Below are 14,958 nucleotides of genomic sequence, written 5' to 3'. Positions count from 1 at the left end.
AAACGGCGCGCGCGAGGTGGGGAAACGACATGCATGATACGGTGAAGCTGCGCCCGACCCTGCGCGAGGCGCTGGAGGAAGGCCCCTTTACGGCGTTCCAGATCCGCTGCGCGCTGATCGCTGTGCTGGCGGTGGTGCTCGATGGTTTCGATATCCAGCTGCTGGGCGTGGCGATGCCCTCGCTGATGAAGGCCTGGGGCGTGGACAAGGCGGCATTTGTGCCGGTCATCGCGGGCGGGTTGCTGGCGATGAGCCTTGCCACCACCGTCTCGGGCTGGCTGGGTGACAGGATCGGGCGGCGGCCCTGCCTGATCGGTGCGCTGGTGATCTTCGGGCTTGGCACTTTGGGCGCCACTTTTGCCACAAGCCTGCCGCTGTTCTTGGCCGTGCGGTTGGTGGCTTCGCTGGGGATGGGCGGGGCGATGCCGGTGGCCATCGCCATTCTGGCCGAATACACACCACGCCGCCATCGCGGGCTGACGGTGACGGCCAGCATGGTCTGCATGCCGCTGGGCGGGATGCTGGCGGGCGTGGTTGCCGCGCAGCTGGTGCCGCTGTTTGGCTGGCCCTCGCTGTTTGTGGTGGGGGGCGCGGCGCCTTTGGCTTTTGCCGTGATCCTGTTGTTTGGCCTGCCGGAATCGGCGCATTACCTGCGCGCTAAGGGCCGGGTCGCCGAGCTGGGAAAGCTGGCCGAAAGGCTGGGCGCGCGCGTGGTGCCCGCCGCTGTCGAGGCTGGAACCATTGAAAGCAAAGGCCAGTTCTCCGCCCTGTTCGCCGATGGGCTGGGCACCACAACGCTGCTGATCTGGGGCCTGTTTCTGGCCGGGTTGCTGGCGGCCTACACCTGCTTCAACTGGCTGCCCACGCTGCTGACGCGTGGCGGGCAGAGCATCGCCACCGGCAGTCTCGCGCTCGCGGCCTTCAACTTCGGCGGCATTCTGGGCACAGCGCTGGGCGCGCTGCTGATCGGGCGTCTGGGTTCGAAGGCGACGATCACCGGCTTCGCGCTGGCGGGCATGGCGGCAGCGGCAGCTTCCATCGCGGTGGTCGGCGCAACGCAGGAGGCGCATGTCGTCGAGGCGGCCATGGCGGTTACCGGCTTCTGCCTGGTGGGCGTGCAGACCATGCTCTTCGCGTTGGCCTCGCATGCCTATCCCGACCATCTGCGCGCGACAGGCGTGGGCGTCGCGTTGGGTGTGGGGCGCCTGGGAGGACTGGCGAGTTCCGCCGTCGGCGCAGTGCTGGTCGGGCAGGGTTACGCCGGTTTCTTCGGGTTTCTCGCGGTGCTGATGGCGGCGGTGGGGCTGTTCCTGCTGATGCTGCGCCTGCATATTCCTTCCGCGCACCATCAGGGAGAGAGCGCATGAGCGACCACGATATCGAGCGCAAACTGCGCATCGACCTCGCCAATTTCTACCATCTGATCGATCACTTCGGCTGGAGCGAGCTGATCTTCAACCACATCTCGGTGCGTCTGCCGGGGCGGGATGCCTATCTCGTCAACCCCTTCGGCCTCAATTACACCGAGATCACGCCGGACAATCTGCTGGTCGTCAATGTGGATGGCGAGAAGGTGAGCGAGTCCGATTACAGCGCCAATCCCGCCGGTTTCGCGCTGCATGGCGCGATCCACAGCCATCGCCACGATGTGCATTGCGTGGCGCATACCCATTCGATCCCCATCTCCGCCGTGGCGATGAAGGAGGCGGGCTTCGACCATAATAATTTCTATGGCGCGCAGCTGATCGGCCGCATCGGCTATCACGATTTCGAGGGCATCACCCTCTTCGCCGACGAGCGTCCGCGCATGCTCGCCAGCCTGGGCGACAGGCATGTGCTGGTGCTGCGCAACCACGGCATCGCCGTGTGCGAACGCGACATTCCCTCCACCTTCTTCCTGCTGTGGATCGTCCAGCGCGCCGCCGAGGTGCAATGCGCCGCCGGCCAGATCCCCGGCCCCGACCGCCAGATCGGCGCGGAGATCGCCGAGAGATCGCGCGCCTCGGCCCAGAAGCTGACCGAGAGCGGGCGCGCCGCGCAAATGGTCTTCGACAGCCAGGTGCGCGCCATGCGCGCGGTCAAGCCGGTCGCCTGGATGTGACGCATCTGCGCTGCCTCTATGCCGGGCGAGACCCCGCGCGCGCGCTTGCCATCGCCGATCTGCGCGCGATGGCGCTGCGCCGCCTGCCGGGCTTCGTCGCGGAATTTCTCGAAGGCGGCGCCGAGGATGAGAACACGCTGGCGGCCAATCTGGCCAGCTTCGCGCAGGCGCGTTTCGCCCCGCGCGTGCTGACCGGGCCACCGCCGCCATCGGGCATTCGGTTGCTCGGGCAAGACCTGCCCCTGCCGCTGGTGATCGCGCCGACCGGCTTCAATGCACTGCACTGGCACGAGGGCGATCTGGCGCTGGCGCGCGCGGCGGCGCGCGCCGGCGTGCCTTTCACGCAAAGCACCGTCTCCAACGCCACCATCGAGCAGGTGGCCGCAACTGGCGCCAGCCACTGGTTCCAGCTCTATGCCTTTCGCGATCGCGGGGCGAGCGCCGCTCTGGTGGAGCGCGCGCGTCAGGCTGGGGCGGGGGCGCTGGTCATCACCGTCGACGCGCAGCTTTACGGCAAGCGCGCCTGGAACACCCGGCTCTATCGCGGCGAGCATGCGCTGCGCTGGCCCGCGATGCTGGACGCCGCGCGTCATCCGCGCTGGATGGCGCAGGTCTGGGCGAAAGGCATGCCCGGTTTCGCCAATCTCTATCCCTTCCTGCCGCAGGGGCAGAGCGGATTGCTGCCCTCGGCGCGCTGGGTGCGCGAGGCCATCGACCCCGCGCTCGATTGGTCGATCCTGGGCTGGGCGCGCCAGCACTGGAGCGGGCCGCTGATCGTCAAGGGCATCGGTCATCCCGAGGATGCCGCGCGCGCCCTGGCCAAAGGCGCCGACGGCATCGTGCTGTCGAACCATGGCGGGCGGCAGCTTGATGGCGCGCTGCCCGCGCTCGATCTGGTGGCGGCGGTGCGCGACCGGCTGGGCGATAGCCCCACGGTTTTGGTCGATGGCGGAGTGCGGCGCGGGGTGGATCTTGCCATCGCCCGCGCGCGCGGCGCGGATGCGGTGATGACGGGCCGTGCCACGCTTTATGGGCTGGCGGCGGCGGGTGAGGCGGGGGTGGGGCGCGCCCTGTCCATTCTGGCCGAGGAATACGCTCTGGCGCAGGGCTTGATCGCGGGTGGCCCATTGTGGCCGCCGCAAGGAGCATAGATATGGTTTCGCAACAGGAATTTCGGCAGGCCATGGCGGCGCTGCCCGCGGCGGTGAATGTCATCACCACCCATGGCCCCTCGGGCTGCCACGGCATGACGGCCACGGCGGTCTGTTCGGTCAGCGACGATCCGGCCTCGCTGCTGATCTGCATCAACCGCAGCGCGCGGATGCATGATGTTCTGGTGGAGAACGGGCGCTTTTGCGTCAATGTGCTGGCCGCCGGGCAGGATGGCGTTTCGGGCGCCTTTTCCGCGCGGGGGCTGACCATCGACGAGCGCCTTGCACAGGCCGGGGATATCGTGCTGCTGGAGGGCGACATGCCCGCTCTGGCCGAAGCGCAGGTGGCGCTGCCCTGCCGGGTGGAGCAGGTGATCGAGGCAGGCACGCACACCATCTTCATCGGCCATGTCGAGCAGGTGGTGCCGGGGCGGGGGCAGGGCGCGCTGGCCTATTACGGGCGCGACTATCACCATCTGACCCAGCGGGAGCAGGCGGCATGAGCGCCGCGACGGCGGAAGCCTTCGCACGTGCCCGCCGCACAGCTGCCGGGTTGGCGGCATGGCCCGGTGACTTTCCCGAGACGCTGGAGGACGCCTATGCCCAGCAGCAGGCTGTCGCCTCGGCCTGGGGGCGTCCATCAGGCGGGGTGAAGGTGGGCCGCGTGCTGGGCGAATGGGCCGAGCGTTTTGGCGTCAACCGTTTCTCCGGCCCCATCGATGCCGATGCCATCCGGCAGGCGGACGAGGAGGCCATCTTCCCGGTGATCGCGGGCGGCACGGCTTTGCTGGAATGCGAAATCGTCGCGGTGCTGGGGCAGGATGCACCCGATGGTGCGATCTCGCCCGAACAGGCGCGCGATCTCGTGGCCGGTCTGCATGTCGGCATCGAGGTGGCGGGCAGCCCCATGGCCGATATCAACGCTTTGGGGCCGCTGGCCTCGATCGCCTGCTTCGGCAACAACAATGGCGCGCTGCTGGGCCCGGCGATTGCCGACTGGCGCGCTCTGGACCTTTCCGCGCTGGGCTGCATCGCGCGGATCGACGGCGCGGTGGTGGGCCAGGGCGACACGTCGCGCCTGCCGGGCGGCATCTGGGCGGCGCTGGCCTTTGCCGCCACGCAGGGCGCGGCGCTGGGCCAGCCTTTGCGTGAAGGACAGATCGTCTGCACCGGCGCGCTGACTGGCATGCATCCCATCGCCGCGGGGCAAAGGGCCGAGGCGGATTTCGGCGCGCTGGGCGTGGTGCGCTGCCATGCGGTGGCGCAGGCTCCGCATGGCGCAATGGATTGAAAAGGAAAGACATGATCAGTTTCACGATTGTCGACCGCCAGGGGCGCGAGACGCAGGCACAGGCTCCCTCGGGACTTTCGCTGATGGAAGCGATCCGTCAGGCCGATGTCGGCGATCTGGAGGCGCTGTGTGGTGGCAGCTGTTCCTGCGCCACCTGTCATGTCTTTGTCGAAAGCTTTGACCTCGATGCAATGAGCGGCGATGAGGACGATCTGCTCGACAGCAGCGACCATCGCAGCGCGGCCAGCCGACTGTCGTGCCAGATCCGCCTGACCGAGGCGCTGGCCGGCCTGCGCGTCACCATCGCGCCCGAGGATTGAGCATGGCCGATGTGGTGATCGTGGGCGGTGGCCATGCCGGGGCACAATGCGCCATCGCGCTGCGTCAGCAGGGCTTTGAAGGCAGCATCGTGCTGATCGGTCGCGAAAGCGAACTGCCCTATGAGCGGCCGCCGCTCTCCAAGGAGTATTTCGCGCGGGAAAAGAGCTTCGAGCGGCTCTACATCCGCCCGGCGCAGTTCTGGCAGGACAAGGACATTGCGCTGCATCTGGGCTGCGAGGTGGTCGCTGTCGATCCGCAGGCAAAGCTGCTGACGCTGGGGGATGGCGCGCAGATGGCCTATGACAGGCTGGTCTGGGCGACCGGCGGGGATCCGCGCGGCCTGTCCTGTCCGGGCGCCAATCTGGCGGGTGTGCATGCCGTGCGCACCCGTGAAGATTGTGACCTGCTGATGGGCGAGATCGATGGCGGCGTGAACAAGATCGCGGTGATCGGCGGCGGCTACATCGGGCTGGAAGCAGCCGCCGTGCTGACCAAAATGGGCTGTCATGTCACGCTGCTGGAAGCCGCACCCCGCGTGTTGGCCCGCGTGGCTGGCCCCGAGCTTTCCGCCTTTTATGAGGCCGAACATCGCACTCATGGGGTCGATCTGCGCACCAGCGTGACTGTCACCGCACTGGAAGGTGAGGGGCGGGTCTCCGGTGTCAGCTTGGGCGATGGCTCGCTGGTGGCCGCCGATGCGGTGATCGTGGGGATCGGCATCGTGCCCGCGATCACGCCGCTGATCGCTGCCGGTGCCGCTGGAACGCAGGGGGTGGAGGTCGATGCGCATTGCCGCAGTTCGCTGCCTGACATCTATGCCATCGGCGACTGCGCCAGCTTTGCCTGCGCCTATGCGGGCGGGCAGGCGATGCGCGTGGAATCGGTGCAGAACGCCAATGATCAGGCGGTTTGCGTGGCCAAGGCGATCTGTGGTGACGCGCAGCCCTATCGCGCCTTTCCCTGGTTCTGGTCCAATCAGTATGATCTCAAGCTGCAGACTGCCGGCATATCGCTTGGGTATGACGCCACCGTGCTGCGCGGGGACAGGGCCGCGCGCAGTTTCTCGGTGATCTATCTCAAGCAGGGCCGGGTGATCGCGCTCGACTGCGTCAACCGGACCAAGGACTATGTGCAGGGGCGCAAGCTTGTCGAGGCCGGTGCTTCTGTCGATCCGGCAAGGCTGGCCGATGCCGACACGCCGCTCAAGGCGCTGATCGCATGAAGCCGGCAGGGGACAATAAGGGCGTCATTCCTGTTGCGGCTGCCCGGCGCGATGCGGGGCAGCCGCATTACCGTGGAGGGCGGCCATGATTTCGCGCTGCAATCTCCTTTCCTGCCAACTCTTTGCCGATTGAGGCTGTCATGATCTTCCTGCCTTTCAAACGCCTCGCCTCGCTGGCTGCCCTCACACTCGCTTTGACCGCCGGTGGCCTGCAGGCCCGTCCGGTGACGATCAAGCGCGACACCTATGGCGTGCCGCATGTCTATGCCGATACGACCTATGGCCTGTTCTATGGCTATGGCTATGCCGTGGCCGAAGACCGGCTCTATCAGATGGAAATGGTGAAGCGTTCGGCGGAAGGCACGGTGGCGCAGGTGTTGGGAGGGGCCTATCTGGCGACGGACAAGGCGACGCGAGGCATGTTCGACCCCGCCTCGCTTCACCGCCAGCTCACCGCGCTTCCGGCCAATGATCGCGCGATGTTCGAAGGCTATGCCGCCGGTTTCAATGCCCGCATCCATGCGGTCATGGCCCAGCCTGATAAGCTTCTGCCCCGCCAGTTCGTCACGGCCGGTTTCCAGCCTTCCAGCTGGAGTGCCGACGATGTTGCGGCGGTATGGGTTGGATTGATCCTCAACCGCTTCTTCTCCGGCAATATGGAGCTGGCCAATCTCAATCTGCTCAGTGAATTGCAGGCGGCCAAGGGGGCGGAGGAAGGCGAGAAGATTTATCATCAGCTGCGCTGGCTGGAAGACCCCACCGCCCCGACCATTGCCGCGCCTGAGAGCGCCGCATCGCCCACCGAGGCGAAGGCCGATCCTGGCGCAGCCGGTCTGCGCGGCGTGTCACGCGGGGCAGCGCTGGCCTATCAGGCCGGGCAGGAGGCACGTCTGGGCCCGGTTGCCGCCGCCGGCATGCCCACGGCGAGCAATGCCTGGGTGATCGCTCCCAAGCGTTCGGATCAGCATCACACCGTGCTGTATAACGGGCCGCAGCAGGGATGGTTCAACCCTTCGATCATCTATGGCATCGGCCTGCATGGCGCGGGCTTCGATCTGACGGGGACCACGCCGGTCGGCTTGCCTGCGGTGTTCTTTGGCACCAATGGCACCATCGCCTGGGGATCGACCGTGGGCGCGCTGGACACCAACGATCTCTATCAGGAGACACTCGCGCCCGAAGACATGCATCGCTACCGCTATAAGGGCGTCTGGCGCCCGATGATCGCGCGGCATGAGGTGATCCGGGTCAAGGGGCAGGTGGATGTGCCCTTCACCGCCTGGGCCACGGTGCATGGACCTGTCACCGGCTGGGACGAGGCGAACCATACCGCCTATGCGCTCAAACGAAGCTGGGTGGGGCATGAGATCGAGACGCTGATGGGCTGGGCTCATGTGGGGCAGGCGCGCGACTGGGACGGTTTTCTCAAACAGGCCGCGCGTGTCTCGGCCTCCATCACCTGGTTCTATGCCGATGGGCGTGGCAACATCGGCTATGCTGGCCTTGGCCGTTTGCCTGACCGGCCCGCCAATCAGCCGGTTCAGTTCCCTGCCAGGGGTGATGGCGGCATGGAATGGCGCGGAACCTTGCCCTTTTCAGCCAATCCCAAGCAGCTCAATCCGTCGCAGGGCTATCTGGTGAGCTGGAACAACAAGACCATGCCCGGGCTGAAGGGCGACGGGGCTGATTACTCACATATCGACCGGGTCAACGAGCTGGCAGCAGCCCTGAACCACAAGCCGTTGCTGAGCGACAAGGAGATCTGGGATGTCGATCGCTATGGGGCATTGGCCGATCTCAACCATCGCTATTTCGTGCCCTATATCACGCAGGCGGTGGCCGGTCTTGGGGAAGGAGATCCCTTGCGTCAGGCTGCCGCGCGGATCGCTGGCTGGGATGGACGGCTGACTGAAAGCGCCGTCTCGGGCTTCTATGATGCCCCCGGCGTTCCCCTGTTCCGTGCCTGGCTCGCCCATGCGCTGGAGCGGCTGCTGAAAGCCGACCTGCCCGCCGATGTCTACGCCAAATATGCCGCCACCGGTTATCTCCCCGCGCTCAGCCCGCTCAGCGCCAAGCCGGGCAGCGGGGCCAAGCTGCTGTGGTATGCGCTGCGCCGGGGACAGGATGGCGCGCCCTTCGCCTATGATTTCCTGCATGGCCGCGATGCGCAGGCTCTGGTGCGTGACGCTTTGCGCGATGCGGTGAGCGACCTCTCAAGGGCGCAAGGCCCTGACATGGATCGGTGGCGCACGCGGGCTGTGCCGATGCAGTTTGCCGCGCGCAGTGTGGTGGGCGTGCCATGGGCGGGCGAGGATGAGGACAAGGTGGTCGCTCCCTATCGCAATCGGGGCAGTGTCAGCCTGCGCGTCACGCTCGATCGGCAGGGGGCATCGATGTGTTCAGCGGCGGCGCCCGGGCAAAGCGGTTTTATCGCGCAGGATGGGAAGCCCGACCGCCATTATGCGGATCAGCTACCGCTATTTACGGGATTTGCCTGCAAGCCAGATTGGCTGACCGCAGGCGAAATCGCCGCCCATGTTGAACGGCAGGAGCATCTGGACGATGGGCGAGGGGGCTGATGCCCTCGAGGGGAGGTGGCGATCTTTATGGGGGCCGCGGATAATCTCAATTCAGTTGTGATGCCGTCCACCCACTGTATTCCGGCACATTCAGGTGCGGAATGGCGGGGGCGGCCTTGATGAGCTGCTGGACCTGCTCATCGAGGGTCATGTTCGCCACTCAGCTCTTTGGATACGGCGCGTTTCGTCTCTTTGAAATTGATTCAAAATCCCTCAACCTGGCCCAACGACGGTATCGATACAGTCCCTGTGGTTCTTGATCGGCTGCGGTCTCCATTACAATGCGACAGCTTTCAACGACCCGCTCTTTCTCTCAGTTAGGTGGCTGTGTTGTGGGAAACGGAATGTCGCCTTTGGGCCATGGGCGGGGCAATACCTGCCCATCATTCCTCGAACCTGAGCCAGCCCTTGGCGACGCTCGCCCATCTCGCGATTGCATCCGAATGGACTGTAAGTTTGCTCTCGACGCGATGCCATACCGTCCCGCCGTGGTGTTATCTCCCAACGCCGCTGCTGCTAACACTGGTTCATCAAGTTTTTCGGGCGGTCGCCAAACTGACGGTCTTCACCATTCGGCGACTATATCGTGGAGACCATTTCCTTTAGTTGGCGTGATGTGTCGGCAAGGCTGGCGGGATCGATGCGGGCCCGGGCCTCGATCAGCTTGCGGCCCTGCACATAATCCTTGACCATATTGACGCAGTCGATGGCGACAGCCCGCCCCGCCTTGAGGTAAAGGACCGAAAAGCTGCGCGTCGCCGGATCGCCGCGCAGCACGGTGGCGTCATGGCCCAGCGAGATGCCTGCCGTCTGGAGCTTCAGATCATACTGGTTCGACCAGAACCACGGGAAAGCGCGATAGGGCCGGGCCTCTCCGCACAGCGCCCTGGCCACGCATGTGGCCTGATCGTTCGCGTTCTGCACCGATTCGACGCGCATCACCGTGCCATCGGCGTGATCACAGGCAAAGGCGGTGCAATCGCCGATGGCGTAGACGTCGGGAAGCGAGGTGCGGCAGAACGCATCGATGGACACGCCACTGCCGTGCGCGGCCCCTGCCGCAACCAGCGGGGCAATGCTGGGGGCGATGCCGATTCCCACGATCACCGCATCGGCGGGGATCACCTCCCCGTCAGCCAGCGCCACGCCGTCTACGCTGTCCTGTCCGGTCAGCGCGGTGATGCTGGCGTTGAGGCGGATCTCCACGCCATGGGCAGTATGTTCTGCGGCGTAGAAAGCGGCGATCTCGGCCCCGGCGACGCGGGCCAGCAGGCGCGGCGCAGCTTCCAGCACGGTGACCTGGCATTCGCGCCTGGCCAGCACGGCGGCGGCTTCCAACCCGATATAGCCGCCGCCCACGATGGCGATTCGCCGCGCGCCCGAGTCGATGGCCGCCATCAGCCCGTCGCAATCCGCGCGTGAGCGAATGGTATGAATTCCCGACAGATTTGCGCCGGGGACAGCCAGCGGACGCGGGTCTCCACCCGTGGCCCAGATCAGCGTGCCATAGGTTACAGTGCTCTCATCAGCCAACACCACCTGTTTCAAATCGGGATGAACAGCCTCCACCGCTTCGCCCAGACGCAGCGCGATCTGTTTGTCCGCCCAGAATTGCGCCGGGCGGATCAGCAACCGCTCGAAGCTTTTGTCCCGTGCGAAATAGTCCTTGGAGAGCGAGGGGCGGTCATAAGGCAGATCCGGTTCGCGCCCGATCAGCATGATCGAACCGGAAAATCCGCTTTGTCTTAAGGCAATTGCGCATTGGGCCCCGGCATGGCCCGCACCCACGATCAAGACATCGGCATGGTTTGGCATGGTAGGCTGGTGTCCTCTTCAGGTCTCTCGATGCGGATCGCAACCGTCTGCCCAACCGGCAAACGGGCGCCTTACATGCGAAGCGTCATAAAATTTTCGCATAGGCCATATTGACACTATGCAGGTTTTCAATTCAACATATCAAGCAATGATCCGCATATCAAACACGAAGGATCGGGGAGTTAGCATGCAGACCTCAACGCGCAACATCTTGCTGGCCGGTGCCGGCGCCTTGGCACTCCTGCCGCAACTGGCTGTCGCACAGACGGCGCCCGAGGCTGCAGCCGAGCCCACCAGTGGCATCCATGACATCGTGGTGACCGCCACCAAACGCGAGACCAACTCGCAGAGCACGCCGATCGCGCTCAACGTCTTCGGGGCCGAGCAGCTCAAGCAGAACGGCGTGAGCAACATCAACGAACTGGGCGCCTTCGCCCCCACGGTGAACATCGGCCAGAGCGCGGGCGCCTCGATCATCACCATCCGCGGCATCTCCAGCCGCGACACCACCGAGATCGGCGATCCGGCGGTGGCCGTGAACATCGACGGCATCTATCTGCAGCGCCCCACCGGCATGAACGCCGCCTTCTACGACATCGCGCGCGTGGAAGTGCTGCGCGGTCCGCAGGGCACGCTCTACGGTCGCAACGCCACGGGCGGCGCGATCAACATCATCAGCCAGGCCCCCACCAGCAAGAACGAAGGCTATGCCATGTTCGAGGGCGGGAACTACGGCACCACCAATGGCGAGATCGCCATCAACCGCCGCCTGTCGGACGATCTGGACATGCGCGTCTCAGGCGTGGTCCACAACAATGACGGCTACCGCCAGACGGGCAACGGCACCCGCGCCGAGCAGAACGTCAACCAGGGCGGCCGCATCCAGTTCAAGTACCACCCGGGCAGCCGTCTGACCGCCACCTTCGGCGCCAGCTACATGCATATCGGCGGCGAGGGCACCGCTTACCTTCAGATGCCGACCCAAACCGTGAATGGCGTGGATGTGACCCGTCCGCCCAGCACGGCCTATGGCGCCACGCATTTCTCGCTCAACACGCCCGGCCATCTGAACATTCAGGATGTGATGCTGCACGGCCAGATCGACTATGATCTGGGCCCGGCCACGATCACCTCGATCACCGGCTATCACCGTCAGCGCTACATCAACAACTGGGATGCCGACGGCAGCGACAGCAAGGGCTTCAACTACTCGCGCAACGAGCTGACCGCCGATGCAAGCCAGGAGCTGCGCCTGTCATCGAACAACAAGCATGGTTTCGTGTGGCAGATCGGCGGCTTCTATTTCCATGAAGCCTTCCCGCTCAACAACTTCTTTTACAAAAACGCCACCAATGGCACGCCGGTCGCCATCCGCGAATATCACAACTCGGTGCCTTCGGAATCCTATGCCTTCTTCGGACAGGCCTCTTACGATCTGACAAGCAAGCTGCGCGTCACAGGCGGCGTCCGCTACACGCATGACAGCAAGAGCCGCGTCGGCCCCGATTACATCGGCTCGCTCACGCAGAACGTCGACAATGGCGCGACCCGCACCTACTCCTACGACAATTCGCATGTCGCATCGAGCAAGGTTACATGGCACGCCGGTCTGGATTACCAGATCGACAGCGCCCACCTGCTCTACGCCAAGGCCGACACCGGCTATAAGGCGGGCGGCTTCAACCAGTTCGGCTATGGCAACTATGCCCCCGAAACGCTGACGGCCTTCGAGGGCGGCTCCAAGAACCGCTTCCTCGACAACAAGCTGCAGGTGAACCTCTCTGGCTTCTACTACAATTACAAGAACCAGCAGGTGAACCAGTATGTCGCGGCGGTGGGCACCACCATCACCGTGAATGCGGGCGTCTCGCATATGTATGGCGGCGAGGCCGAGTTCATTGCCAAGCTGTCGGATGACGACCAGTTCGACGCCACGGCGGCCTATCTGCATGCCAAATATGTCGATCTGGCGGTGGCCAATGGCACGGTCAACCAGTCGCTGGCCGGCAATGACGTGATCCAGAGCCCCAAGTGGACGCTGGGCGCCGGTTACCAGCACACCTTCCATCTGCTGGGCGGCACGCTGGTGCCCCGTGTGCAGACGCAGTACCGCACCAAGTACTTCCTGACGATCTACAACCGCGCCAATGACCGTCAGGATGCCTTCACCCGCACCGACCTCTCGCTGACCTACAAGCCGGAGGGCGGGCGCTGGACGGCGCAGGCCTATGTGCATAACCTCGAAAACTCTGTGGTGATCACCAATGCCGCCGCCAGCGCCACCTATGGCGGCGTGCTCTATCAGTTCGATGCGCCGCGAACCTATGGCGCGCGCCTCACCTACAACTGGTAACATCCTTGTGGCGGCCATGGGGTTTCTTCCCCATGGCCGCCATGATCCAAGATTGACAGGAGACCCGCCATGACGCGCCCGCACGCCATTTCCTTCCTTCTGGCGAGCGCCGCGCTTGTCGTCTCCACGGGCGGTCATGCCGCCGCGCCCGCGCCTGCGAAGATCCAGCCGGTGCTGGGCAGCCATGACGTTCCGGTGATCACCGTCGAAGGCTTGCGTTTCCGCGATCTCGACCGCAACGGCCACCTCGATCCCTACGAAGACTGGCGGCTGGCGCCTGCCGTGCGCGCCGCAGACCTTATCAAGCGCATGACCCTGCCCGAAAAGGCCGGGCTGATGGTGCATGCCGCCAACTCCGGCTTCTTCGGCCCCGGCGGCACCGTGCTGCGCGAACTGGCCCCGCCGCCGCCCGGCGCGCTCAAGCCTCCGGTCAATGTCACCGGCGTCCCCGGCTTCGACCGCGCCGACAAGCCTTCGCCCTACACGCTGATCCAGACGCTCAATGTGCGCTGGATGATGACCTCGGCGGGCGGTACGCCCACGGAAGCCGCCCGCTGGTCCAACGCCATTCAGGACATTGCCGAAAAAACCCGTCTGGGCGTGCCGGTGATGCTCACCTCCGATCCGGTGCAGACCACCAACCGCCTGCCGGGGGGCGCGCTGCCCCCGCCGGATCGCAAGAAGATCACCTCCAGCTGGCCCGACCAGATCGGCCTGGGCGCCATCGGCGACCCCGCCGAGGTGGAGCGCTTCGGCAGGATCGCGGCGGCGGAGTACCGCGCCATCGGCTTCCGCATGATCGTCAACCCCATGGCCGACACCACCACCGAGCCGCGCTGGAACCGTATTCCCGGCACCTTTGGCGAGGATGCCGATCTGAATGCGAAGCTGGTCGCCGCCTATGTGCGGGGCTTCCAGGGCACGCATCTGGGCCCCGACAGCGTGCTGACGGTGGTGAAGCATTTCCCCGGCGACGGGCCGGTGAAGAACGGGCTCGATCCGCACAATCCCTATGGCAAATGGCAGGTCTATCCCGGCGGGCAGATGGCGCAGCATCTCAAGCCTTTCCGCGCGGGGATTGCCGCCGGTACGGCTGCGGTGATGCCCGGCTATGGCATTGCTGTTGGCACCGATACGGTGGCGATGAATTTCTCGCGCAAGATCGTGACGGGCATGCTGCGCGGCGATCTGGGCTTCAAGGGCATCGTGATGAGCGACTGGCTGCATGCCATGCCTTGGGGCGTCGAGACGCTCACCAAGGAGCAGCGCGAATATCGCATGATCGCGGCGGGTGTCGACCAGTTCGGCGGCGAGCATGATCCCTCGCATATCATCGCGCTGGTGAAAGCCGGGCAGGTGAGCGAGGCACGCATCGATGCCTCGGCCCAGCGGCTGCTGACGCCGATGTTCGCCATCGGCTTGTTCGAGAACCCCTATGTCGATCCCGAGGCGGCGGCGCGCATCGTCAATTCGCCAGCCTTTGCCGCTGCCGGGCAGGATGCGCAGCGCCGCTCGATCGTGCTGCTGCGCAATCAGGGCGCGGTGCTGCCGCTCAAGCCGGGCGCGCGCGTGTTCCTCTCGGGCTTTGCGGCCGCGCCTGCCGGGCTCGGCACGCCGGTGGCCAGCATGGGCGAGGCGGACACGGTGATCGTCAAGGTCAACGCGCCCTACATCAGCAACAAGACCGGCCAGAGCTTCTTCACCAACACCCATGAGGGTCCGCTGGTCTGGACCGGCGCCGACAATGAGGGCGAACTGACGCAGATCAGGGCTGCCATCGCCTCGGGCAAGAAGGTGGTGGTGGTGGTCAGCATGGAGCGCCCCGCCGTGCTGTCGGAGTTCATCGGCAAGGTTGATGGCGTGGTGGCGACCTTCGGGTCGGACGATACGGCGCTCACCGCGATCCTGACCGGGCAGGCCAAGCCGACGGGCCATCTGCCCTTCGACCTGCCCGCCGATGAGGCCTCGGTGGAAGGGCAGAAGGAAGATGTGCCCTATGATTTCGCCCGCAAGCTGTTCTCGCATGGCTTTGGGCTGACCTATCCCTGACGGGATCTGCCGCATGGCCGTCGGGGGGCGGACATGCGGCAAGCCTGCCGCGCCGGAGACTCTCGTCCTGGCGCGG

Annotated in this window: 11 protein-coding genes; 10 read left to right on the top strand and 1 reads right to left on the bottom strand. The window is 65.3% G+C overall.

Annotated features, from left to right (window positions below; translation table 11 throughout):
• The 8 genes from SR3_RS11095 to SR3_RS11060 form a co-directional block, all read left to right on the top strand.
• On the top strand, positions 1–1,367 hold a 1,367-nt coding region (locus SR3_RS11095), incomplete at its 5' end, for an MFS transporter (protein WP_218018806.1).
• Positions 1,364–2,101: a class II aldolase/adducin family protein gene (locus tag SR3_RS11090; RefSeq protein WP_068085314.1), complete on the top strand. Its 738-nt coding sequence runs from the start codon at positions 1,364–1,366 to the stop codon at positions 2,099–2,101. The genes SR3_RS11095 and SR3_RS11090, both read left to right, overlap by 4 nt.
• Positions 2,098–3,252 carry an alpha-hydroxy acid oxidase gene (locus SR3_RS11085; protein ID WP_068085311.1) on the top strand — a complete coding sequence of 385 codons (1,155 nt, stop codon included), beginning with the start codon at positions 2,098–2,100 and terminating at the stop codon, positions 3,250–3,252. The genes SR3_RS11090 and SR3_RS11085 overlap by 4 nt, the downstream gene beginning before the upstream one ends.
• Before the next feature lie 2 nt (positions 3,253–3,254).
• Entirely contained in the window at positions 3,255–3,755 is a 501-nt protein-coding gene (locus SR3_RS11080) for a flavin reductase (protein WP_068085308.1), read from the top strand.
• Positions 3,752–4,543 (top strand): 2-keto-4-pentenoate hydratase, encoded by a 792-nt coding sequence (locus SR3_RS11075; protein ID WP_068085306.1) that lies wholly within the window; start codon positions 3,752–3,754, stop codon positions 4,541–4,543. The genes SR3_RS11080 and SR3_RS11075 overlap by 4 nt, the downstream gene beginning before the upstream one ends.
• 11 nt (positions 4,544–4,554) lie before the next feature.
• On the top strand, positions 4,555–4,863 hold the full coding sequence (locus SR3_RS11070) for a 2Fe-2S iron-sulfur cluster-binding protein (protein WP_068085303.1): 309 nt from the start codon (positions 4,555–4,557) through the stop codon (positions 4,861–4,863).
• 2 nt (positions 4,864–4,865) lie between these two features.
• Complete coding sequence (locus SR3_RS11065) at positions 4,866–6,086, top strand: NAD(P)/FAD-dependent oxidoreductase (protein WP_068085300.1); 1,221 nt, start codon at positions 4,866–4,868, stop codon at positions 6,084–6,086.
• Between the two features lie 140 nt (positions 6,087–6,226).
• Positions 6,227–8,665, top strand: coding sequence for a penicillin acylase family protein (locus tag SR3_RS11060; protein ID WP_157098786.1), 2,439 nt, complete (start codon positions 6,227–6,229; stop codon positions 8,663–8,665).
• A 579-nt stretch (positions 8,666–9,244) separates the two neighbouring features.
• Here SR3_RS11060 and SR3_RS11055 read toward each other — a convergent pair.
• Positions 9,245–10,480 (bottom strand): NAD(P)/FAD-dependent oxidoreductase, encoded by a 1,236-nt coding sequence (locus SR3_RS11055; protein WP_068085292.1) that lies wholly within the window; start codon positions 10,478–10,480, stop codon positions 9,245–9,247.
• Between the two features lie 187 nt (positions 10,481–10,667).
• Here SR3_RS11055 and SR3_RS11050 point away from each other — a divergent pair, with 187 nt between their 5' ends.
• Both SR3_RS11050 and SR3_RS11045 read left to right on the top strand, forming a co-directional pair.
• Positions 10,668–12,833, top strand: a complete 2,166-nt coding sequence (locus SR3_RS11050; protein WP_068085289.1) for a TonB-dependent receptor — start codon at positions 10,668–10,670, stop codon at positions 12,831–12,833.
• Between the two features lie 69 nt (positions 12,834–12,902).
• Entirely contained in the window at positions 12,903–14,882 is a 1,980-nt protein-coding gene (locus tag SR3_RS11045) for a glycoside hydrolase family 3 protein (protein ID WP_068085286.1), read from the top strand.
• Positions 14,883–14,958 lie beyond the last annotated feature (76 nt).

The sequence above is a fragment of the Novosphingobium rosa NBRC 15208 genome (assembly GCF_001598555.1).
Classification (GTDB): Bacteria; Pseudomonadota; Alphaproteobacteria; order Sphingomonadales; family Sphingomonadaceae; genus Novosphingobium; species Novosphingobium rosa.
The sequence above is the reverse complement of the archived record's forward strand: the minus strand, read 5'-3'. Positions and strand labels throughout refer to the sequence as shown.

Coding starts and splice junctions, on each gene's coding strand:
- SR3_RS11090 (WP_068085314.1), top strand. CDS start 1,364: ATGAGCGACCACGATATCGAGCGCAAACTGCGCATCGACCTCGCCAAT.
- SR3_RS11080 (WP_068085308.1), top strand. CDS start 3,255: ATGGTTTCGCAACAGGAATTTCGGCAGGCCATGGCGGCGCTGCCCGCG.
- SR3_RS11075 (WP_068085306.1), top strand. CDS start 3,752: ATGAGCGCCGCGACGGCGGAAGCCTTCGCACGTGCCCGCCGCACAGCT.
- SR3_RS11070 (WP_068085303.1), top strand. CDS start 4,555: ATGATCAGTTTCACGATTGTCGACCGCCAGGGGCGCGAGACGCAGGCA.
- SR3_RS11065 (WP_068085300.1), top strand. CDS start 4,866: ATGGCCGATGTGGTGATCGTGGGCGGTGGCCATGCCGGGGCACAATGC.
- SR3_RS11060 (WP_157098786.1), top strand. CDS start 6,227: ATGATCTTCCTGCCTTTCAAACGCCTCGCCTCGCTGGCTGCCCTCACA.
- SR3_RS11055 (WP_068085292.1), bottom strand. CDS start 10,480: ATGCCAAACCATGCCGATGTCTTGATCGTGGGTGCGGGCCATGCCGGG.
- SR3_RS11050 (WP_068085289.1), top strand. CDS start 10,668: ATGCAGACCTCAACGCGCAACATCTTGCTGGCCGGTGCCGGCGCCTTG.
- SR3_RS11045 (WP_068085286.1), top strand. CDS start 12,903: ATGACGCGCCCGCACGCCATTTCCTTCCTTCTGGCGAGCGCCGCGCTT.